This window comes from Wenxinia marina DSM 24838 (assembly GCF_000379485.1).
In the GTDB taxonomy this organism is placed as follows: domain Bacteria; phylum Pseudomonadota; class Alphaproteobacteria; order Rhodobacterales; family Rhodobacteraceae; genus Wenxinia; species Wenxinia marina.
On record NZ_KB902293.1, the window covers coordinates 1 to 20866 of the forward strand.

14 protein-coding genes are annotated in these 20866 nt (G+C 73.1%); 5 read left to right on the plus strand and 9 right to left on the minus strand.

The window, feature by feature from the left end:
* Positions 1–213 precede the first annotated feature (213 nt).
* The 5 genes from A37W_RS0111850 to recQ all read right to left on the minus strand — a co-directional run bounded on the left by A37W_RS0111850 (position 214) and on the right by recQ (position 13434).
* Positions 214–1470, minus strand: a complete 1257-nt coding sequence (locus tag A37W_RS0111850) for an aminopeptidase (protein ID WP_018303254.1) — start codon at positions 1468–1470, stop codon at positions 214–216.
* Positions 1471–1832: 362 nt separating this feature from the next.
* On the minus strand, positions 1833–2897 hold the full coding sequence (zapE, locus tag A37W_RS0111855; RefSeq protein ID WP_018303255.1) for a cell division protein ZapE: 1065 nt from the start codon (positions 2895–2897) through the stop codon (positions 1833–1835).
* Between the two features lie 406 nt (positions 2898–3303).
* Complete coding sequence (gene pbpC, locus A37W_RS0111860) at positions 3304–5358, minus strand: penicillin-binding protein 1C (RefSeq protein ID WP_018303256.1); 2055 nt, start codon at positions 5356–5358, stop codon at positions 3304–3306.
* A gap of 241 nt (positions 5359–5599) precedes the next feature.
* On the minus strand, positions 5600–11035 hold the full coding sequence (locus A37W_RS0111865) for an alpha-2-macroglobulin family protein (RefSeq protein WP_018303257.1): 5436 nt from the start codon (positions 11033–11035) through the stop codon (positions 5600–5602).
* 359 nt (positions 11036–11394) lie between these two features.
* A complete protein-coding gene (gene recQ / locus A37W_RS0111870; protein WP_018303258.1) occupies positions 11395–13434 on the minus strand; it encodes a DNA helicase RecQ in 2040 nt (679 codons plus the stop codon).
* A gap of 148 nt (positions 13435–13582) precedes the next feature.
* On the opposite strand from recQ, the gene A37W_RS0111875 reads away from it, so the two are divergent.
* The gene (locus tag A37W_RS0111875) at positions 13583–14176 is read left to right on the plus strand and encodes a 2-hydroxychromene-2-carboxylate isomerase (protein WP_018303259.1); all 594 of its coding nucleotides are present in this window, start codon (positions 13583–13585) and stop codon (positions 14174–14176) included.
* Positions 14177–14225: 49 nt separating this feature from the next.
* Here the strand turns inward: A37W_RS0111875 and A37W_RS0111880 are convergent, their stop codons facing one another.
* Positions 14226–14684, minus strand: coding sequence for a c-type cytochrome (locus tag A37W_RS0111880; protein WP_026198456.1), 459 nt, complete (start codon positions 14682–14684; stop codon positions 14226–14228).
* 163 nt (positions 14685–14847) lie between these two features.
* On the opposite strand from A37W_RS0111880, the gene idi reads away from it, so the two are divergent.
* A complete protein-coding gene (gene idi / locus A37W_RS0111885) occupies positions 14848–15396 on the plus strand; it encodes an isopentenyl-diphosphate Delta-isomerase (RefSeq protein WP_018303261.1) in 549 nt (182 codons plus the stop codon).
* A 61-nt stretch (positions 15397–15457) separates the two neighbouring features.
* Positions 15458–16675: an Hsp70 family protein gene (locus tag A37W_RS0111890; RefSeq protein WP_018303262.1), complete on the plus strand. Its 1218-nt coding sequence runs from the start codon at positions 15458–15460 to the stop codon at positions 16673–16675.
* Here A37W_RS0111890 and ald read toward each other — a convergent pair.
* Positions 16672–17796 (minus strand): alanine dehydrogenase, encoded by a 1125-nt coding sequence (ald, locus tag A37W_RS0111895; RefSeq protein WP_018303263.1) that lies wholly within the window; start codon positions 17794–17796, stop codon positions 16672–16674. The two genes, A37W_RS0111890 and ald, sit on opposite strands and share 4 nt — an antisense overlap.
* A 128-nt stretch (positions 17797–17924) precedes the next feature.
* On the opposite strand from ald, the gene A37W_RS0111900 reads away from it, so the two are divergent.
* Entirely contained in the window at positions 17925–18383 is a 459-nt protein-coding gene (locus A37W_RS0111900) for an Lrp/AsnC family transcriptional regulator (RefSeq protein ID WP_026198458.1), read from the plus strand.
* A 4-nt stretch (positions 18384–18387) separates the two neighbouring features.
* Here the strand turns inward: A37W_RS0111900 and A37W_RS0111905 are convergent, their stop codons facing one another.
* The gene (locus A37W_RS0111905) at positions 18388–19311 is read right to left on the minus strand and encodes a threonine/serine dehydratase (RefSeq protein ID WP_018303265.1); all 924 of its coding nucleotides are present in this window, start codon (positions 19309–19311) and stop codon (positions 18388–18390) included.
* Between the two features lie 77 nt (positions 19312–19388).
* Here A37W_RS0111905 and A37W_RS0111910 point away from each other — a divergent pair, with 77 nt between their 5' ends.
* A complete protein-coding gene (locus tag A37W_RS0111910) occupies positions 19389–20237 on the plus strand; it encodes an LOG family protein (RefSeq protein WP_018303266.1) in 849 nt (282 codons plus the stop codon).
* Positions 20238–20249: 12 nt separating this feature from the next.
* Here A37W_RS0111910 and A37W_RS22845 read toward each other — a convergent pair whose 3' ends face one another.
* Positions 20250–20855, minus strand: coding sequence for a dimethylsulfonioproprionate lyase family protein (locus A37W_RS22845; RefSeq protein ID WP_018303267.1), 606 nt, complete (start codon positions 20853–20855; stop codon positions 20250–20252).
* Between the last annotated feature and the right edge of the window lie 11 nt (positions 20856–20866).

The following is a 20866-nucleotide window of genomic DNA, read 5'->3' on the forward strand; positions in this document are numbered from 1 at the left end:
CCTCGCCGGCCTGCAGGCCTCGCGCCGGGACCCTGCCTTCGCCGCCTTCCGCGCCCGCCTCGAGGCCGCCGGAAAGCGTCCCAAGCAGGCCATCATCGCCGTCGCACGCAAGCTCCTCACCGTCCTCAACGCCATGCTCCGCGACGCCAAGGACTACGCGACAGCCAACCCCTGAGGTTACAGTTGCCGGGTCGAGCCCGGGACGGGCATCCTTCACACGGCCGACGCCCACTCTCCGCCGCGCATCACCGGCGTGGCGGTGCCGTCCGCGTCCAGCCCGTCGATGTCGATCTCGGCGCTGCCGATCATCCAGTCCACGTGGATGATGGACGAGTTCCCGCCCGCCGCCGCCAGCGCCTCCTCGGACAGCGACGTGTCCCTGAAGCAGCCGGAATAGCACTGCCCGAGTGCGATGTGGCTCGCCGCGTTCTCGTCGAACAGCGTGTTGTAGAACAGCAGCCCCGACTGCGAGATCGGCGAGGAATGCGGCACCAGCGCCACCTCTCCGAGGCGGCGGGCGCCCTCGTCGCTGGCGAGCAGCTGCTGCAGGACCGCCTCGCCCTTCGTGGCCTTCGCCTCGACGATGGCGCCGCCCTCGAAGCGGACCTCGATCCCCTCGATCAGGCTGCCCTGGTGAGCGAGCGGCTTGCTGGCGCGGACCGTGCCCTCGGCGCGGCGGGCGTGGGGCGTGGTGAAGACCTCCTCGGTCGGGATGTTCGGATTGCAGACGACGCCGTTCTTCGCCTTAGACGCGCCGCCCCGCCAGGCGTGACCGTCGGCGAGGCCGAGGGTGAAGTCGGTGCCGGGGCCGCTGTAGCGCAGGGCGTGGAACTGGCGGTCGGTCAGCCAGCGCTGCCGCGCCTCCAGCTCGGCGTTGTGCGCCTGCCATGCCGCGACCGGATCGGGCTCGTTCAGTCGCGAGGCGGCGAAGATCGCCTTGGCCAGCGCATCGACGGCTTCGGCGTCCGGCAGGTCGGGGAAGACCTGTTTCGCCCAGGCGGTGCCGGGATAGGCGACGATCGACCAGTTGATGTCGTGCTCGACGATGTGCTTCATCGCCGGCTTGTAGGCGAGGGAGTTCGCCTTGCCGGCGCGGGCCACCTTGGCGGCATCCTCGCCCGACAGCAGCATCGGGTTGTCGCCCGAAATCGCCATCCGCGCCGCGCCACCCGCGAACGCCTCGGCCATGCCCTTGTACAGCCAGCCCGGCGCCCGGTCGAAGCTCTCGTCAGCGGCGTTCCGGTAGCGGGCCAGCGTCACCCCCTCGTCCGCGAGGATCGGCGTCACGAGGCCGGCACCGGCGCGGTAGGCGGCGGCGGCGACGCGGCGCACCAGCGGCAGCGCGCCGGTGGGGGCGGTGAGGACGAGGTCCTGCCCGGGCTGCAGGTTCAGCCCCACCTTCACCGCCACCTCGGCGAGGCGGTCGAGCATCTGCGGATCGGGGGTCAGGTCGGCGACGGCGGGGTCCATCTTCGGCGCTCCTTCGGTCTTCGGGTCGTGCCAGACCTAGGCCGCGACACGGACGGGCGCCAGCCTGCCGTCGCGGGGCAATTCGCTCGTCAGGTACGTCTGCGCCATTGACCTGCGAATCACCCCTCCGCTATATGTTGCGAACGGCGGGGCGCCGGACCTACTCCTAGCATTCCCGGCACCCCCACGAAGGCGCAAGACGCGACCGCACTTCCGGGCGTGAGTTATGACGGCGGGGACAAACGGGGGCCGAACCAACGGCCCCCTCCCGCTCCTGCCGACCCGTCACGCCGACGGCAGACCGCGCGCCGGCGTATTTGGGTGACATGCGAAGGGGGAGCGCTCGGCCTCCGTTTCCGGCGTCAGACCCGGCCCCAGCCGGGCGACTGCATCTCGGCCAGCCGGCTCGCCGTGCGGCCGAACTCGAAGCTCCCCTCGCCCTCGACGTACAGCATCTCCGGCGGGGCCGCGGCGGAACAGAACAGCGCGACCTTGCCCTCGTATAGCGCGTCGACCAGCGTCACGAACCGCTTCGCCTGGTTGAAGTTGTCGGCGGACAGCTGCGGGATCTCGTCGATCAGCAGCACCCGCGCCACCTCGGCCAGCGCCAGGTAGTCGGCGGGGCCGAGGGGGCGGCCGCACAGGTCGTAGAAGGTGGCGCGTGCGGCGCCGTCGTGGAAGGCGGGGATCTCGACCTCGCGGCCGAGCACGCGCAGCACCTCGGGCCGGCTCTCGCCGCCGGTCAGATCCTGCCAGACGGCGTTCATCGCCGACCGCGCGTCCGCCCCGAGCGGGGTGAAATAGCGCCGGTCGTCGCCGCCCCGGCCCTGCCGGTGGTCGGCGCCGGCGCCGATTTCCACCACCTCCATCCGCTCCTTCAGGAGCTGGATGAAGGGCAGGAAGATCTGCCGGTTCAGGCCGTCCTTGTAGAGGTCGTCCGGCGGGCGGTTCGAGGTGGTGACGACGGTCACCCCGGCGTCGAACAGGCGCTGGAACAGCCGGCCGACGATCATCGCGTCGGTGATGTCGGTGATCTGCATCTCGTCGAAGGCGAGGAAGCGCACGCCCTCGGCGATATCCTCGGCCACCGGTTTGATGGCGTCGTCGACACCGCGCTTGCGGGCCTCGGTCATGCCGCGGTGGACGCGCTGCATGAAGGCGTGGAAGTGCTGCCGCTCCTTCGGGACGTCCACCTCGGCGAAGGCGAGGTCCATCAGCATCGACTTGCCGCGCCCGACGCCGCCCCAGAGGTAGAGGCCCTTCACCGGCTCGGGCTGCCTGCGGCCGAAGAGGCTGCGCTTGGCGGGGCGGGAGTCGGCGAGTTCGGCGACGATCCGGTCGAGATGCGGCAGCACGGCCTCCTGCACCGGGTCCGCCGTGAGGTGCCCCTCTTCGATCCGGGCGCGGTATCTGTCGCTGACGCTCATGGCGGGCAGAGGTAGCCCGGTCGGGAGCGGGAGGAAAGGCGAGGCGAAGGCGGGGCATCCCTCGGCAGAAGTCGGAACGCGGGACGGAGGGCGGCGTCTGGCCGCGGTCAGACGCTCCGACGTGTCGGTATCGGCGCTTTATCTCGCCGCCCCGCACGACTTCGACCGTCTCGCAGGTGGCGCGGAAGCGTCTGGCCGGGGGGCGGCCAGACGCTGCCCGGGCCGCTTCGCGGCTGATTCCGGGCGGGGGCTCGGACGCGAACACGTCCCGGTTCAACCAGGCGGCGCTCGTCGCGACACCCGTCCCGGGCTCGACCCGGGACCTCGCGCAGCTTGGCTCCGGGCCCCGGGTCAGGCCCGGGGCGTGCGTCAAGGGTGGCAGGGGTCGCGGCAAGCCGCACCGCCCCTATCGCAGCTCCACCTCCGCCCGGGCGCTGCGGCCCTCCGCGTCGATCACCGTCAGCGCGGCGAAGCCCGGCCCCAGCCCGTCGACCCAGACCTCGCGGCGGTGCGTGCGCGCCACCGGCGCGCCGTCGGCCAGCCAGACGAACGGCCCGGTGCCGTCGCGGACGCGCAGCGCAAGTCCCTCGCCCTCGACCACCGCGCCGTCGGGCGGGAAGGCGATGGCGGGGGAGTCGGGGTCCGCCACTTCCGGCGGGCGGAAGCGGCGGAGCGGCGGCGGCAGGTCGGCATTGCCGACGATGAGCGTCGCGGCGGGCGGCGGCGGCAGCGGCTCCACCGGGCCCAGCCGCTCGAACGCGGCGAACATGACCGGCGCGGCGAGGCCGCCGCCGAAGGCGCCGGGCACCGGCGTGCCGTCCGCCCGGCCCATCCAGACGCCGACGAGGTGCCGCCCGTCGAAGCCCATCGCCCAGGCGTCGCGGTGGCCGTAGGAGGTGCCGGTCTTGAACGCCACGCCATCGGCGCGGACACCGTGGGGGCGCGGCGTCTCGCGCAGGATGTCGGCGACCTGCCAAGCGGCGGTGTCGGCCATCAGGCGGGCGGGGCGCCAGCCCTCCGACCTCTCGGGCCGGGCGCGCAGGTCGATGGCGCGGCCGCCGTTGGCGATGCCGCCGTAGGTCTCCATCAGGTCAGTGAGGGTCATCCCGAGCCCGCCGAGGATCACGGCCAGCCCCGGCGCCTCGCCCCGGGGCAGGCGCGGCTCGGCCCCCGCGCGACGGAGCGCGGCCATCAGGTGCGGCACGCCGAGGGCGTCGGCCACGCTGACCGCCGGCACGTTCAGCGACCATTGCAGCGCCTGCCGCACCCGCACCTCGCCGCGGTAGAGGCCGTCGAAGTTCTGCGGCCGGTAGCCGTCGAAATCGACCGGCCGGTCGGCGATCAGCGTCTCGGGGTGCAGCAGGCCGCGGTCGAAGGCGAGGCCGTAGATCAGCGGCTTCAGCGTCGAGCCGGGGGAACGGGGGGCGACCGTCATGTCGACGAAGCCCTGCCGCAGGTCGCCCTCGTAGGCGGCGGAGCCGACGCTCGCCAGGATTTCGCCGGTCGTGTGGTCCGCGACCATCAGCGCGACCTGCAGCCGCTCCGGCCCTTCCGCCACCGTCTCCGCCGCCAGCGCCTCCAGCCGGGTCTGCAGGTCCGCGTCGATCGTGGTGCGGTGGACCGGCGCGAGCGGGTCCCCGATCAGCAGGCGGTCGGCGAGGTGCGGCGCCAGCAGCGGGAACGGCCGGCGGACGGCGGGCGAGGGTTCGGTGAGGGCGGCGCGGGCGGCGTCGCCGGTGAGGATGCCGTCCCGGACCATCCGGGCGAGCACGCGGTCGCGGGCGGCGTGGGCGGCCTGCGGGTGGCGGTCGGGGCGCCGGCTCTCGGGCGCCTGCGGGATCGCAACGAGGAGGGCAGCCTCGGCCTCGGTCAGCCGCGCCGGCGGGCGGCCGAACCAGGCGTAGCTGGCGGCGCGCACGCCCTCGAGGTTGCCGCCGAAGGGCGCGCGGTCGAGGTAGAGGCTGAGGATCTGCTCCTTGGTCAGCACCCGCTCCAGCGCCAGCGCGACGCGCATCTGCCGCAGCTTGCCCTGCCACGCGCCGGTGCCCGAATCCTCCAGCAGGCGGGCGACCTGCATCGTCAGGGTGGACCCGCCGGAGACGATGCCGCCATTTCGGACCGCCTGGTAGACGGCGCGGGTCATGGCGCGCAGGTCGACGCCGCCATGGTTCCAGAACCGCTTGTCCTCGTAGCGGACGAGCATGTCGATGTAGCCGGGATCGACCTCCGTCAGCGTCGCTGCGAGACGCCAGCGGCCGTCGTCGACCGTGTAGGCGCGCAGGAGCGTACCGTCGCGGGCGAGGACCTCGGTCGAGTAGGTCGTCGCGAGCGGCGGCAGGACGGTGGCGTCGATCCAGCGGTCGAAGGCGTCGCGGGCGGCGGCGGTCGCCCAGAGGACGAGCGCCAGCGCGACGAGCCAGCCGGCGCCGGTGCGGGGGCGGCGGGTGCGGGTGCGGGTCATGGGACGAGGCAAATCTCGGCTCGGTCAGCCTTTCCGCGTCGCAGTACCGACCAGCCCGGAATCAGCCGCGCAAGCGGCCCGGGCAGCGTCTGGCCGCCCCCCGGCCAGACGCTTCCTCGCCACCTGCGCATCACCTCAATGTCGTCCGGGGCGGCGAGATAAAACGCGGACCCCGACCGTCGGAGCGTCTGTCCGCGGCCAGACGCTGCCCTCCGTCGCACTTCTGGACGGGAAGGAGCCGTCACTGCGTCACCGTCACCGTCCCGCTCTCCGTGCGGGCACGCATCTGCGGGCGGTACATGTCCTCGACGCTCGCCGCGGCGTGGTGGTACGTCCCCGGCGTCACGGCGCGGACGATGTAGGCCAGCCGGAACGGCTCGTCCGAACGCCAGTTCACGGCGCCGAGGAACCGGTCCTGCCGGAACTCGGCCGTCTCGCCGCGGACCGGGTCCAGCCAGTCCATCGCCCGGATGTCGCCGCCGCGCAGCAGGTTCGGGTTGTCGATCTCGAACCCCGCCGGGAGCGGGTCGGTCACCATCAGCCGCGCCTCCTGCCGGCCGAACGGTTGCACCGTCAGGACGACGACGAGGCGGGCGCCGGCGGCGACGCTCTCGGGCGAGGCGGGCGCGCCCTCCAGCGTGTAGTATTCGCGCGTGATCGCATAGCCGTTGCCGCCCGCGGGCTCCGGCTCGGCCGGGACGCCGAAGGTGGTGACCGTCAGCTCGATCCCGTCGTCCGTGTTGGCGACCAGCAGCGGATCGGCCCCCTCCCCGTCCTGCCGCAAGCGCACCAAGAGGCCGGCCGGCGGCGCGCCGTTCACCAGCACGCCCGTCGCGCGCATGTCGTCGACGAGGGCGTTGGCCGCCATCAGCTGCCACACCGCCTCCTGCGTGGACACGGGGCCGCCCGCGACCGGCAGCCGCGCGGCGAGCGCCTCGCGGTTCACCGCGTCGGAGCCGACCTCGACCGCCAGCGCCAGCACGGCGGCGGCGTCGCGGCGCTGGGTGCCGTAGTCGGCGCGCCAGATCGAGACGTCGGGCTCCGGCGGGGCGTTCAGCAGCATCCCCTGCGCCTGCCGGAACATCGCGTCGGCCCGCAGCTGGTCGCCGTAGGTCGCCAGCGCGGCGCCGAGCTGGGCGGAGCCGAGCGGCGTGGTGAAGGCCTGGCTCCGCTCGTCCACGTAGTAGCGCAGGTCGCCCACCGCCGCCGCGCCCTCGCGGGCCAGCACCAGGAGGGCGTAGGCGATGTCCTCGCCGCCGGTCTCGAAGTCGCCGGCGTAGTTCACCTGGTTGCGCAGGTTGTCGATCGCGCTGGCGAACGCGGTCTCGGGCACATCGTGCCCGCGCGCGCGGGCGCGGGACAGGAAGTCGGTCACGTAGGCGTCGAGCCACAGGTCGCCCGAGGACGGCCCCCACATGCCGAAGGCACCGTTCGCCGACTGGTTGGCGAGGATGGCGAGGATCGCGCGATCGATCCGCTCCTCCAGCTCCGCCTCGGTGCCGAGGCCCAGCGCCTCCGCCACGTCGTTCACGTAGAGGAGCGGCAGGGCGCGGGACGTCAGCTGCTCGGTACAGCCGTAGGGATAGCGGTCGAGCGTGGCGAGAAGGCCGGGCGCGTCGAACCGCGCCAGCGGGCCGACCGACAGGGTGGCGGTGCCGGAGCCTTCGCGCAGGCCGGCAAAGACCTGGTCGTCGAAGGTGAAGGTCTGGTCCGGGCCGAGGGTCAGGCGCGAGGTGCGGCTGATCTCGGGGTCCTGGTACTGGACCGGGATGGTCAGCTCCTTGACGTAGCGGGCGCCATCGGGGTCCGTCAGGGCGATCTCGATGGTCGCCAGCCCCGGCTCCCCGGCGGTCAGCGGGATGCGCAGGGCGGTCTTTGCGCCCTCGGCGATCTGCACGGCGCCGGGGACGGACGCCTGATCCAGCGTCACGCCGTCGGCCGAAAGGTCGAGGCCGAAGCCGCCGGTCGGGCCTTCGGTATGGACGATCTCCAGCAGCAGCCGGCTCTCGTCGCCGGGCGTCAGGAAGCGGGGGACGCTGGCGGTCACCACGACCGGGTCGCGGACCACCACGTCCTGCGACGCGCTGCCGACGCCGCGCGGGCTCCACGCCACGGCCATCAGGCGGACGGTGCCGTTGAAGGCGGGCATGCGGAACGTCGCCTGAGCGGTCCCGTCGGCGCCGACCTCCACCGGGCCGGTGAAGTAGGCGACCAGCTCCTCGGTCGGGGGCGGCGCCTCCATCCGCATCTGGCCGCCGGCGTCGCCGCCGGTGCGGACGATGCCCTGCGCCCCGGTCATGCCGTCGATCAGCCGGCCGTAGACATCGCGCAGCTCCACGCCGAGGCGGCGCTGGCCGAAATAATGGCCTTCGGGGTCCGGCGCCTCGAAACCGGTGAGGTTGAGAATGCCGACATCGACGGCGGCGAGCGTGACGTACGCCGTCTCGCCCGGCGCCACGCCCTCGACCTGCACCGCCACCTCCAGCGGCGCGCGGGGCGCCGCCTCGCCGACGACGGACACCGCCACGTCCAGATCCCGCTCGCCCGGCGCCACCGGCGCGTAGGCGAGGCCAAGCGCGCGCGAGGGGTTGCGGCTTTCGCCGAGATCCATCGGGCGGATGACGCTGGCGGTAACGTAGGCGCCGGCGCCCCACTCCTCGGTCACCGGCAGCTCGATCACGGTTTCTCCGGCGGGCACCTCGACCGTCCGCAGGCCGATCACCCGGTCGGACAGGACGGAGATGACGGCGAGGCCCGGCTCGCGCGGGACGAGGCGCAGGCGGGCGGTGTCGCCGACGGCGTAGTCCTCGGCGTCGAGGGACAGCTCCAGGAAGTCGGGGCTGTCGCCGGCGTCGGCGGCGCCGTACCAGCCGGCCCAGAACTCGGTCGAGGCGGCGGCGTAGGGGTTGCCGACGCGCTCCACCACCAGCTCGTAATGGCCCCATTCCACCGGCGCGGACACCTCCACCGGCTGCGCGCCCAGCGTCTCGGTGCCGCTGGCCACCCGCTCGCGCCGGGTCACGGGCTCCCAGTTCCACGAGCCGCCGACCTGGTACCACTGGTAGCGGCGGTCGATGCGATTGACGGACCACTCCACCTGCATCGGCTGTGGCGCGAGGTCCGGGCCGAGGCCGATCAGCGCGAAGCGGGCCTCGGAGCCTTCGGGCGCCACGTCCTCGAACAGCGGCTTCATCCCGATCACCGGCAGCGCGGGCGCGACCGGGGCGGTCAGGCGGCGCTCCACCGGGCGGCCGGAGCCTTCGGACAGGCGGGTGACGAAGGTCGCCTGCAGCGGCTGGGCGGCGTCCTCGGCCTGCGGCAGGTCCAGCGGCAGCGTCACGGTGCCGTCAGGGCCGGTGACGGCGCTGGTCTGGAACGGCTCGATCCGGGTACGGAACGGCTCGTCGTAGCGGCCGAAGGCGTAGCCGGGCCAGCCCTCCACCTCGTCCGTGGCGGAAAGGACCAGCTCGCCCTCGACCGGCAGGTCGGCGGCGGGCGGGCCGAACAGGTAGCGCGCCTCGATGCCGAGGGTCGCGGGCTGGCCGAGCGTCAGCGGGCCGGCGGAGGCCAGGTCGAAGTCGATGCGCTCGGGCAGGAAATCCTCGACCAGCACGCTGTCGGTCGCCAGCGGCTCGGCGTCCACGTCGGCCTTCACCTCGATCCGCCAGGTCCCGCGGGGCGCGTTGGCGGCGACCGGCATCGCGAAGACGTGCCCGCCGGCGGCGTCATCCAGCGAGGCGTGGCGGGAATATTCCACGCCGTCGGGGCGGTAGAGGATGGCCGTCAGCGGCACGCCCTCCACCGCGGCGACGGTCGGGTCCCGCATCAGGGCGGTGAAATACACCGTCTCGCCCGCGCGGTAGGCGCCGCGGTCGGTGGTGAGGAAGACGTCGATCGGCCCCGCCGGCTCGCGCCCCTCGACGCCGCGGTCGGAGAGGTCGAAGGCCGGGTCGGTCAGCGACAGGAAGGCCATGTCGTCGCCGAGGCTGGCGGTCACCAGCGCCGGCTGCGCCGCTCCGGTGCCGCGGGTCAGGCCGGCGGCGAAGCGCGCGACGCCGTCGGCATCCGTCGTCGCCGTGCCGAGGACGGCGTTGCCCTCGGAGATCAGCTGGACCTCGGCCCCTTCCAGCGCCGAGGCGTCGGCGAGCGAGCGCAGCGCGACGGTCAGGCCGTCGCTCCCCTCCCACGTGGCGATGCCGAGGTCGGAGAGGATGAACCACTGGGTCGCGGGCGGCACGTCGTAGGGGTCGGCGTCGGGAATCGCGGCGGTCAGGACGTAGAGGCCCGGCTCCTGCCCCTCAAGCGCCTCGGTCATCGGCAGGCGGGTCAGGATATCGCGGTTCAGCTCCTGCCCGACCTCGGCGGAGCCCTCCCAGACGACCGTGCCGATCTCCTCCCGGAAGTAGCCCTCCTGCCAGGCGTAGAGCGGATCGCGGAACAGCCCCTCCTGCATGGTGCGGACGATCTGGCGGTCCGAGACGTGGGCGAGCGCCAGCTCGATCTCGCCGACGTTCACCGTCTCGACCGGAAGGGCCGGCTCGCCGGTGGCGGGCAGGATGTAGGCGCGGGAGGTGAAGCGCACGGCAGGCGAACGGTCGCGGACGTAGAGGCTCAGCTCGACGTTGCGGGCCAGCGTCTCGCCGGTGGCCGCGGGCAGCCCCTCACGCAGGACGACGCGGTACCGCTCGCCGTGCGAGACGCCGTCGATGCACAGCTCGCGGCCCTCCGCCTCCACCGTGAAGGCCGGGTCGGGCAGCTGGACGTAGGGGTCGTAGTCGACGCCGGCCTGCACGAGATCCTCGTTGAAGACGACGCAGAGGCGCGGCGCGGCGCTGTCGCTCTCCACCTCGGTCTCGGCGACGCGGAAGCCGTACAGGCCCTGCGCCCGCTCCAGCGCCGCCTCGGCGTCGCGGCGCGGATCGGTGGCGAGGGCGAGGCGGAGGGCGGGGATCATCGCGCGGCCGCGGTCCGCGTCCTCCAGCATGTCGGCCATCTCGATCAGGATCGTCGCCCGCAGCGCAGGCTCGCCGGCGCGCAGATATGCGTTGATCACCGCCGGCAGCGCCCGTTCCCGGGCGGTGGCGCGGGCGGCGTCGTCGAGCGTGCCGAGGGTGGCGCCGAGGCGGCCGTATTCGAGCCACAGGTCCGCCCGGTCCTCCACCGACAACGCCGCGCCGACGAACCGGAACGCGCCCAGCTCGTCCCCCGCGGCGCGGCGGGCGTCGGCGGTGTCGAGGAGCTGCGGGGCGGTGAAGCCGTCGGAGGAGTGATAGCGGCCGATCATCTCGGCCAGTTCGCGCGCCTGCGCCAGGTCGCCCTCCTCGAGGAACGACAGCTCTGCCGCGCGGGTCGGGGCGGCGTTCAGGATCGCGGGCGCGGTGCGGAAGACGGTGCCGGAGATCGCGCCGTCATAGGGCGCGGTCGCGCCGGCGCCGGACTTGATGAAGCAGGAATTGCTGCGCTGGTTGAAGGTGAAGGCGCCGCACTGGTCGTCGGACAGGCAGGCCTGCTGGCAGGCGTCCAGCGTGGTGTCGAAGTAGCTGGCCCGGTCGCCGCCTGGGAAGTCCACGTTGCGCGAGATCGCGATCCGGCGGTCGGGGACCGGCGAGAGCTCCTGCGCGTGGACGGCGGGGGCGGCGACGAGAAGGGCGAGGCAGAGCGACAGGACGGCGCGCATGGGGAAACGACTCCGAAATCAATGGAGCGACGGTCGCACGCGGGGGGATTCGCTTCAATGAGTCGGGTGTGCAGGTTTTCCGCACTTTCCGGGGGAGCGCTATCGGATGACAGGACGCCTCGCGGTGTGAAACCCGATGCCGAGCGACCGGCGGCGGGACGTGGCCGCCCCTGGGTGGGCGCTGCGCGACTTCGATGGTCCGCGATTTATCTGGCCACCCCGGACGACGGTCGTCCGTCTCGAAACGTTGCAGAAGCGCCCGCCCCCCGGGAGGGGCGGACGCGGCCCGTCGCTGGTCGCGCCGGGCCGGTCGGGGCGATACGGCGACGCTTCTACGGGTAGGGTGGGTGAAACCCACCCTACGTATCCTTCAGGACCTCCAGGAACGCGTCGCCGAACCGCTCGGCCTTCTGCGGTCCCATGCCGGGGATCCGCTCCAGCGCGGCGATGTCGCCCGGCCGCCCTTCCGCGATGTGCCGCAGGGTCGCGCTGGTGCAGTTCAGCGGCTTGCCCGTCCCGTCCGGGCCGCGCGCGAGCCGCAGCTGGGCCTCGTGCAGGCGGTCGAACACCGCCCCCTCGGGCCGGCCGGCCAGGCGCATCCGCGCGGGATGCACCTCCGCCGCCGCGCCGGTGATCACCTCGAGGAACGCGCGGCCGTAGCTGTCCAGCTTCTTCGCGCCGACGCCGCCGATCCGGGCCATCTCGTCCAGGGTCGTCGGCCGCCGCTCGGCCATCTCGATCAGCGTCCTGTCGTTGAAGACGATGTAGGCCGGCACGCCCTGCGCCTCGGCCAGGAATCGCCGCTTGGCCTTCAGCGCGGACAGCAGCGGCGCGTCCTCGTCCGACACCATCGCCTGCACCCGCGGCTGGGCGCGGAGCTGCATCGTGTCGCGGCGGAGCGTCACCTCCTCCTCGCCCTTCAGGATCGGGCGGGCGCGGTCGGTCATGCGCAGGCCACCGTGTCGCTCGGGGTCGGGGCGCATCAGGTCGAGGCCGAGCATCTGGCGGAAGATGCCCTGCCACTGGCGCTTGTCCCACTCGCGGCCGACGCCGAAGGTCGGCAGGCCGTCGTGCCCGCGCTGGCGCACCTTGTCGGTCAGGGTGCCGGTGAGGACGTCGATCAGGTGCCCGGCGCCGAAGCTCTCGCCCGTCCGCAGCGCCGCGGACAGGGCCATCCGCACCGGCGTCGTCGCGTCGAACGTTTCGGGCGGGGTGTCGCACAGGTCGCAGTTGCCGCAATCGCCGGGCGCGGTCTCGCCGAAATAGGCGAGGAGGCCGCGCCGCCGGCAGCCGAGCGACTCGGCCAGCCCCAGCAGCGCGTTCAGCCGGCCGTGGTCGGCCATCCGCCGCTCGGGCGGGGCGAGTCCCTCGTCGATCTGCGACCTACGGTAGCGGATGTCGTCCTGGCCGTAGAGCGTCAGCGTCTCGGCCGGGGCGCCGTCGCGGCCGGCGCGGCCGATCTCCTGGTAGTAGGACTCGATCGACTTCGGCAGGTCGGCGTGGGCGACCCAGCGGATGTCGGGCTTGTCGATGCCCATGCCGAAGGCGATCGTGGCGCAGACGATGAGGCCGTCCTCGCGCTGGAACCGCGTCTCGGCATCGCGGCGCGCCTCGGCCTCCATCCCGCCGTGATAGCTGATCGCCTCGTGGCCCGCCTCGCTGAGGGCGCGGGCCAGCGTCTCGGTCTTGGCCCGCGTGCCGCAGTAGACGATGCCGGACTGGCCCTTGCGGGCGCCGGCGAAGGCGAGGATCTGCTCGCGCGGGCGGTCCTTCACGGCGAAGGCGAGGTGGATGTTCGGGCGGTCGAAGCCGCGCAGGAACATTGCCGGCTCGTGCCCGGCGAACAGCTTCTCGACGATCTCGACCCGGGTCTCGGCGTCGGCCGTCGCGGTGAAGGCGGCGAGAGGGACGTCCAGCGTGCGCCGCAGCTCGCCGATGCGCAGGTAGTCGGGGCGGAAGTCGTGGCCCCACTGGCTGACGCAATGCGCCTCGTCCACGGCGAGGGCGGTGACGCCGATCCGCTTCAGGGCCTGCACCACGCCGCCGACGGCCAGGCGTTCGGGCGCCATGTAGAGCAGCTTCAGCCGGCCCTCGTTGGCCGCGTCCCAGACCGCGTCCGTCTCTTCCGGCGTGTTGCCGGAGGTGAGTGCGCCCGCCTCGACCCCCGCCTCGCGCAGGCCGCGGACCTGGTCGCGCATCAGGGCGATCAGCGGCGAGATGACGACGGTCACGCCGTCCCGCATCAGCGCCGGAAGCTGGAAGCACAGCGACTTGCCGCCGCCCGTCGGCATGATGGCGAGGACGTCGCGGCCGCCCGCCACCGCCTCCACCACCTCGTCCTGGCCCGGCCGGAATCCGTCGAATCCGAAGACCTCTCGCAGGAGCGGGACAGCGTTCATGGGAATGGGATGGCCTGCTGGAGTCGTTAACCGCTCGTTGAGCGTGACTCTACACCGGTTGCCAAACGGTGAACAGACGGCGGGCCGCGACGGCGGGTCGCGCCAAGAGCCCGTTCCCGTGGTAGGATGGGCCGGGGAGGATACGACGATGGCGCTCGATTTCTGGTACTCGATCGGCAGTACCTACAGCTACCTCACGGTCCTGCGGCTCGGCCGCGTCGAGGAGGAGACCGGCCTGCGCTTCCGCTGGCGCCCGTTCGACGTGCGGCGGGTGATGACCGCGCAGAACAACATCCCGTTCAAGGACAAGCCGGTGAAGGCCGCCTACATGTGGCGCGACATCGAACGTCGCGCGGCGCGTTACGGCCTGTCGCCGCGCCTGCCGGCGCCCTACCCGCTGCCGGGACTCGTCCTCGCGAACCGGGTCGCGCTACTGGGCATGGAGGAAGGATGGGGCGTGGCCTACACCCGCGCCACCTATCGCCGCTGGTTCGAGGCAGGCGAGCCGGCGGGGGAGGAGCCGAACCTTTCCGCCAGCCTCGCCGCGGCCGGGCAGGACGCGGCGCGGGTGCTGGCCGACGCGGGATCGGACCGCGTCGCCGCCGCGCTGGACGCCGCGACGGACGAGGCGATGGCGCTCGGCGTCTTCGGCTCTCCGACGTTCGTGGTGGATGGCGAGGTGTTCTGGGGCGACGACCGGCTGGAGGACGCCATCGCGTGGCATCGCGAGCGGCCGGAATGAGAAAGGGCCGCCCCCGGGGCGGCCCTCTCGTTGGCTGCGGAGGCGGGGCCTACTCGCCCTCGGCCTCTTCGCCACCGCCCAGCGAGGCGAGGTAGGCATAGATGTCGTGGGCCTGCTGCTCGTCGCGGACCTGGTAGGCCATCTTGCCGCGGGCGCGGCGGTCGTCCAGCGCCTCGCGCAGGAAGCCGGTCGGGTCCTGGATGTAGGCGACGAAGTTCTCTTCCTCCCACACCACGCCCGTCTCGCCGTAGGCGACCAGCGAATCGCTGTAGTTGAAGTCCTCGACGGTGCCGGGCTGGCGGCCGACGATGCCGTAGAGGTTCGGACCGGTCCGGGCGTTGCGGCCGGCGAGAGTCTCGCCCTCCTCGTTCACGACGACGTGGCAGGCCACGCACTGCCGGCCGAACTGCGCCTCGCCGGCGGCGGCGTCGCCGGTCGGCGCGTCCTGCGCGAGGACCGCGGTTCCGGACAGGACCGCCATCGCGGCGACTGCTGCGACTCGTTTCATGTTTCGTCTCCCAGATTCTGAGGAATGACCGATGCCCCAATTGCGGCGGAGCATAACGCGGCCACGGCCGCGGTCCACCCATGGCCCGACGTCCGGCGTGCCTTGGCGGTTCCCTGCAGGAAAGCTATCTGGCGCCTGTGACGAGAGGCGGCGGGAGACCCCGATGGCGAAAGATCACAGGGGCGCGGACGACGCCGAACGCCCGATCCCGGCCTGGCTGGACGGTGTCCTGACGCCCGTCGGCAAGCTCGAGGTGCATCAGCGGGGCCTGCGTCACAAGGCGGTGAGCGTGTTCGTCCTGCGGGACGGCCTGCTCCTGCTGCAGCGGCGGGCGGCGGGCAAGTACCACACGCCCGGCCTCTGGGCGAATACCTGCTGCACGCACCCCGACTGGGACGAGAGCGGCGCCGACTGCGCCGTCCGCCGACTGCGCGAGGAGCTGGGGATCGAGGGGCTGGAGGTGGAGCCGCGCGGCACCGTGGAATACCGCGCCGACGTGGGCGGCGGCCTGACCGAGCACGAGGTGGTCGAGATGTTCGCGGCGCAGGCGCCGGACGGGCTGGAAGTGCGGCCCGACCCCGCCGAGGTGATGGAGGTGCGCTGGATCGCGCCGGAGGCTCTGGCGGACGAGGTCGCGGCGCGGCCCGAAGCGTTCGTGCCGTGGCTGCGCATCTACCTCGACCGCCACGCGGCCATGATCTTCGGCGATTGACGTGAGCGTCGCCGCGGGATAGGCGGCACGCCCTCTTCGCCCACCGCCCCGGACCGCTCCCATGCCCCGCGCCCTCGGTGTCGATTTCGGCACGTCCAACACGTCCGCCGCATGGGCAGACGCCGGCATCCCCCGCTTGATCGAGCTGGAGCCGGGGCGGACCTCGATCCCGACGGCGGTTTTCCTCGACTTCGGCAGCGGCGAGATGCTGTTCGGCGAGGCGGCGGTGGCCGCCCTGGTCGAAGGCCGCGAGGGACGGTTCCTCAGGGCGCTGAAACGGGTGCTGGGCAGTGCGCTGATGCGCGAGCGGCGCCAGCTGCTGAACCGCCGGATGACGCTGGTGGAGCTGGTGGGAGAGGTGCTGGCGCTGGTGAAGGCGCGGGCCGAGGCGGCGACGGGCGAACGGTTCGACGCCGTTCTGGCCGGACGACCGGTGCGGTTCCAGGAGGATCCGGCCCGGGACGCGCAGGCGGCCGTCGATCTGGGCGAGGCGTACCGGCTCGCCGGGTTCAGCTCGGTGGACTGGCTGGCGGAGCCGGAGGCGGCGGCGCTGGCGGCCGGGGTCGAGGACGGCGTCGGCCTCGTCGTGGACGTGGGCGGCGGCACCTCGGACTTCACGCTGTTCCGCGCCCAAGGCGGCGTGCCGCGCACGATCCTCAGCCGCGGCGTGCGGGTCGGCGGCACCGACGCCGACCGTGCCGTCTCGCTTTCGCGGGTGATGCCGCGGCTCGGCTACGGCGGCCTGCTGCGGGCCGAACTGGGGAGCGACCTGCACGCCGCGCCGCAGGCGCCGTTCCAGGACATGGCGACGTGGGAGAAGATCGGCTTCCTGCAGACCCCGCAGATGGCGCGCGAAGCGGCCCGCTGGGTCCGCCTCGCCGACCGGCCGGAGCTGTTCGAGAGATTCCGCACCCTGCTGGACAACCAGCTCGGCTTCGACGTCGCCTTCGCGGTGGAGGCCGGCAAGATCGCCGCCAACGGCGGCGCGGCGACCGTCGACCTCGGCGAGCTGGAGCCGGGCCTGTCGGTCCCGCTCGACGCGGGCGACCTCAACCGCGACCTCGCGCCCCTCGCCGACAGGGTGGTCGAGGCGGCTGCGGAGACGCTGGCCGCGGCGGGGACCGACCCGGCCGAGGTGACGCACATCGTCTATGTCGGCGGCTCGTCCCTCCTTGGCGCGATCCGCACGAGGATCGAGGCGCTGTGCCCCGCCGCCCAGCCCATCGAAACCGCGGCATTCACCGCGGTCGCCGAGGGGCTGGCGCGGGCGACGGCCTAGGCGGCCTGCTTCAGCACCAGCGCCGGCGAGGTCACGTCGATCCCCAGCGCCCGGCCGACGGCGTAGTTCGTCAGCCGCCCGGCATGGACGTTCAGCCCGGCGAGGAGGTGCGGATCGGCCTCGCACGCCGCGCGCCAGCCCTTGTCGGCGAGCGCCAGCATGAACGGCATAGTGGCGTTCCCCAGCGCGATGGTCGAGGTGCGCGGGACCGCGCCCGGCATGTTGGCGACGCAGTAATGCATGATCCCGTCCACCTCGTAGACCGGGTCCTCGTGCGTCGTGGCGTGGGACGTCTCGAAGCAGCCGCCCTGGTCGATGGCGACGTCCACCAGCGCCGCGCCGGGCTTCAGCTCGGACAGCTGCGCGCGGCTGAGGAGCTTGGGCGCCGCGGCGCCGGGGATCAGCACGGCGCCGACGATCATGTCGGCCTGCCGGGCGAGGTCGATGGTGTTGCCGGCGCTGGCATAGGCGGTGCGGAAGACGCCACCGAAGACATCGTCGAGATAGCGCAGCCGCGGCAGCGAGCGGTCGAGGACGGTCACGTCCGCGCCCATGCCGGCGGCGATCCGCGCCGCCTGGGTGCCGACCACGCCTCCGCCGATGACGAGGACGCGCCCCGGCCCGACGCCCGGCACGCCGCCCAGCAGCACGCCGCGGCCGCCGTTGGCCTTCTGCAGCGTCCAGGCGCCGACCTGCGGCGCCAGCCGGCCCGCCACCTCGGACATCGGCGCCAGCAGCGGCAGGCCGCCGCGGTCGTCGGTGACGGTCTCGTAGGCGATGCAGGTGGCACCGGAATGCATCAGGTCGCGGGTCTGGTCCGGATCGGGCGCGAGGTGGAGGTAGGTGAAGAGGATCTGCCCCTCGCGCAGCATCGCCCGCTCGGGCGCCTGCGGCTCCTTCACCTTCACGATCATCTCGGCGGCGGCGAAGATTTCCTCCGCCGTGCCGGCGATCTGCGCGCCGGCGGCGACGTAGTCCTCGTCGGTGAAACCGGCGCCGACGCCGGCCCCGGCCTGAACGGTGACGGTGTGGCCGTGGACGACGGCCTCGTGCACGGCGTTGGGCGTCAGGCCGACGCGGTATTCCTGCGGCTTGATCTCCGTCGGGCATCCGATGTGCATATTGTCCTCCCTTTTTCGCGGATCCTGCCGCCCCGCGCTTGCAATTGCGGCCCTAATCCGGCTGGCTGCCGCGGGCATTTCGGCGATCCGTGCGCCAAGGGGGGAAGTTGTCGAACAATCGTGCGCCGCTGGAACTCGACGCGATCGACGAACGCATCCTCGCGGCGCTCCAGCGGTCGGGTCGGATGTCGAACGCCGACCTGGCCGAGGCGGTGCACCTCTCCGCCTCCGCCTGCCACCGGCGGGTGCAGCGGCTGGAGAAGGTCGGCGCGATCCGCGGCTACGTGGCGCTGCTGGACGCCAAGCGGCTGGGCTGGCCGACGACGGTGTTCGTCGAGATCACGCTGTCGGGGCAGGCCGACGAGGTGCTGGACGCGTTCGAGAAGGCGGTCGCGCGGGTGCCCGAGGTGCTGGAGTGCCACCTGATGGCGGGATCGGCCGACTACCTGCTGAAGGTCGTCGCCCGCGACACCGAGGATTTCGCCCGCCTGCACCGCCGCGCGCTGGCGACCCTGCCGGGGGTCGCGCAGCTGCAGTCCAGCTTCGCTCTGCGCCGGGTGCGCGAGACGACGGCGCTGCCGGTCTGACGGGTCACGACCGCGCCAGCGGGTCCGGCGCGACGTTGCCGCCGCACAGGAGGACCGCCACCCTTTCGTCCGGTGCTGGGACGTACGCGCCGCACATCAGCGCCGCGAGAGCGGTGGCACCCGCCGGCTCCACCAGCAGGCGGTGGGTGCGCCAGAGCGCCGTCTGCGCCGCCGCGATCGCCTCGTCCGGCACCAGCGCGACCTCGATGCCGCGGGCCGAGGCGAGGGCGTGGCACATCCGCCCGATCGTCCGCGCGCCCAGCGCGTTGGCCGCGATGCCGCCGACCTCGACCTGTGCGTCCGGACCGTCGCGCAGCGCGGTGGCCAGCGTCGGGGCCTGCTCCGGCTCCACCGCCACGACGCGGCGGCGGTCCCCCCACCACGCCAGTGCGCCCGCGATCAGGCCGCCGCCGCCGACCGCGATCAGGACCGTGTCGGCGTCCAGCCCCTGCGCGTCCCATTCGCGGAACGTCGTCCCCTGCCCCGTCACCGTGGCCGGCGCGTCGTAGGCGTGGATCTGCATCGCGCCGCTCTCGGCCTCGAAGTCCTGCGCCACGACGAGGGCGTCGGCGTAGCCGCCGGGAACGATCATGAGGTCGGCGCCGGTCTCGCGGATCAGCGCGATCTTGGCGGGGCCCGCCACTTCGGGCACGAAGATCTTCGCGCGGTGGCCGAGCGTGCGCGCCGCGAGGGCCACCGCCGCGCCGTGGTTGCCGCCCGACGCCGCGACGACGCCCGCGGCCGGCACCGGGCCGGACAGCAGCGTATTGAACGCGCCGCGCACCTTGAAGCTGCCGGTGAGCTGGGCCTGCTCCAGCTTCAGCACCACCGGGCGGCTCCACAGGGCGGCGCTCTCCATCACCGGCGTCACCGCGACATGGCCGGCGATCCGCTTCGCGGCGGCCTCGATCCCCTCACGTGCTGGCATGTCTTCGGTCCCCCCCCGTTGGACAATGGCGAGCAAGCCTGCCATCACCCCCACGCTTAGACAAGGACGCCGCCGAGATGCACGACGAGCACCGCCGCCACCCCTTCCGCGACAGCCGCGAGGACCGCCGCACCGCCGAGGGCGTGCCCCATACGCCGCAGACCCGCTCGCCGTCCTACCGCCTCGCCTTCACCGACGAGGACTTTCTCACGCGCGAGGATCTGCGGCCCATCCGCCTGCAGCTGGAGCTGCTGAAGCCCGAGCTGGCGATGAACGAGGCCGGGATCGACTCGACCGTCGTCCTGTTCGGCGGCGCCCGGATTCCCGCGCCCGAGCGGCGCGAGACGGCGCGGACGCCCGGCCTCGCCGCGCTGGCCGAGTATTACGACGAGGCGCGGATCTTCGCGAAGAAGATGACGGAGAAATCGCTCGCCAGTGGCGGCCGGGACCACGTCGTCGTCACCGGCGGCGGCCCGGGCGTCATGGAAGCGGGCAACCGCGGCGCCGAGGAGGCGGGCGGCCGGTCCATCGGCCTCAACATCGTGCTGCCGCACGAGCAGGCGCCGAACCGCTACGTGACGCCGGAGCTGGCGTTCAACTTCCACTACTTCGCGATCCGCAAGATGCACTTCCTGATGCGGGCGTGCGCGGTCTGCGTCTTTCCCGGCGGCTTCGGCACGCTGGACGAGCTGTTCGAGTGCCTGACGCTGATCCAGACCGGCCGCATGGCGCGGGTGCCGGTCCTGCTGTTCGGGCGCGAGTTCTGGGAGCGGATCGTCGACTTCCGTGCGCTGGCCGACGCGGGGACGATCTCGGAGATCGACCTCGACCTCTTCGCCTTCGTCGAGACGGCGGACGAGGCGATCGCGGCGATCGACAGCTGGCCGGGCGCCGGCACCAAGCGGCACGACATCCCGGGGCGTTGAGGCCCACCGGCCTCAGGCCGTCAGCGGGACCGTCTCCTCGATGAACGCATAGCTCTCGGCATTGATGTCGCCGGACCAGCGCCAGAGCGCGACCATGCCCTCGGGGCCGGTGCGGAAGGCGTGGGGCATCCGGCTGGGATGGTGGATCGCCTCGCCGGGGCCGCGGTCGCGCGTGTCCTCGCCGGCGGTCCACAGGGCCCGGCCGGCGACGATGACGTAGGTCTCGTCCGCATCGTGGGTGTGCAGCGGGTAGTAGCTGTTCGGCCGCTGGTAGAGGAGGCCGAGGCGCTGGTCGGGCGAGGGGATCGGCCCGGCGGGATCGAGCAGCGTCAGCACGGCGCAGATCGCCGCCGCCTCCTCGGTCATCTGCGCGCCCACCGGGTTCGCGCCCCACGGCAGCACGTCCATCGCGGCGAGCGTCGCCTGCGCGACGGAGTGGTCGGACCCGGCGAGGCAGGCGCGGATCATCGCGTCGAGGGCGCAGGGCGCCTCGGGCCCGACGGCGGTGGGCTGCGGGGTGGAGAGGAGCGCGTTGGCGACGCGCGGCCCCTCGGGGTCTTCCTCGGCGCGGTAGACGTCGGCGATGGCGGCGAGGAGGGCGTCGTGGAAGGGATGCATGGGCGGCGGCT

Bases quoted from the DNA above. Each gene is read 5' to 3' on its own strand.
- A37W_RS0111850 (WP_018303254.1), bottom strand. From the start codon at position 1,470: ATGGACCCCGCCGTCGCCGACCTGACCCCCGATCCGCAGATGCTCGAC.
- zapE (WP_018303255.1), bottom strand. From the start codon at position 2,897: ATGAGCGTCAGCGACAGATACCGCGCCCGGATCGAAGAGGGGCACCTC.
- pbpC (WP_018303256.1), bottom strand. From the start codon at position 5,358: ATGACCCGCACCCGCACCCGCCGCCCCCGCACCGGCGCCGGCTGGCTC.
- A37W_RS0111865 (WP_018303257.1), bottom strand. From the start codon at position 11,035: ATGCGCGCCGTCCTGTCGCTCTGCCTCGCCCTTCTCGTCGCCGCCCCC.
- recQ (WP_018303258.1), bottom strand. From the start codon at position 13,434: ATGAACGCTGTCCCGCTCCTGCGAGAGGTCTTCGGATTCGACGGATTC.
- A37W_RS0111875 (WP_018303259.1), top strand. From the start codon at position 13,583: ATGGCGCTCGATTTCTGGTACTCGATCGGCAGTACCTACAGCTACCTC.
- A37W_RS0111880 (WP_026198456.1), bottom strand. From the start codon at position 14,684: ATGAAACGAGTCGCAGCAGTCGCCGCGATGGCGGTCCTGTCCGGAACC.
- idi (WP_018303261.1), top strand. From the start codon at position 14,848: ATGGCGAAAGATCACAGGGGCGCGGACGACGCCGAACGCCCGATCCCG.
- A37W_RS0111890 (WP_018303262.1), top strand. From the start codon at position 15,458: ATGCCCCGCGCCCTCGGTGTCGATTTCGGCACGTCCAACACGTCCGCC.
- ald (WP_018303263.1), bottom strand. From the start codon at position 17,796: ATGCACATCGGATGCCCGACGGAGATCAAGCCGCAGGAATACCGCGTC.
- A37W_RS0111905 (WP_018303265.1), bottom strand. From the start codon at position 19,311: ATGCCAGCACGTGAGGGGATCGAGGCCGCCGCGAAGCGGATCGCCGGC.
- A37W_RS0111910 (WP_018303266.1), top strand. From the start codon at position 19,389: ATGCACGACGAGCACCGCCGCCACCCCTTCCGCGACAGCCGCGAGGAC.
- A37W_RS22845 (WP_018303267.1), bottom strand. From the start codon at position 20,855: ATGCATCCCTTCCACGACGCCCTCCTCGCCGCCATCGCCGACGTCTAC.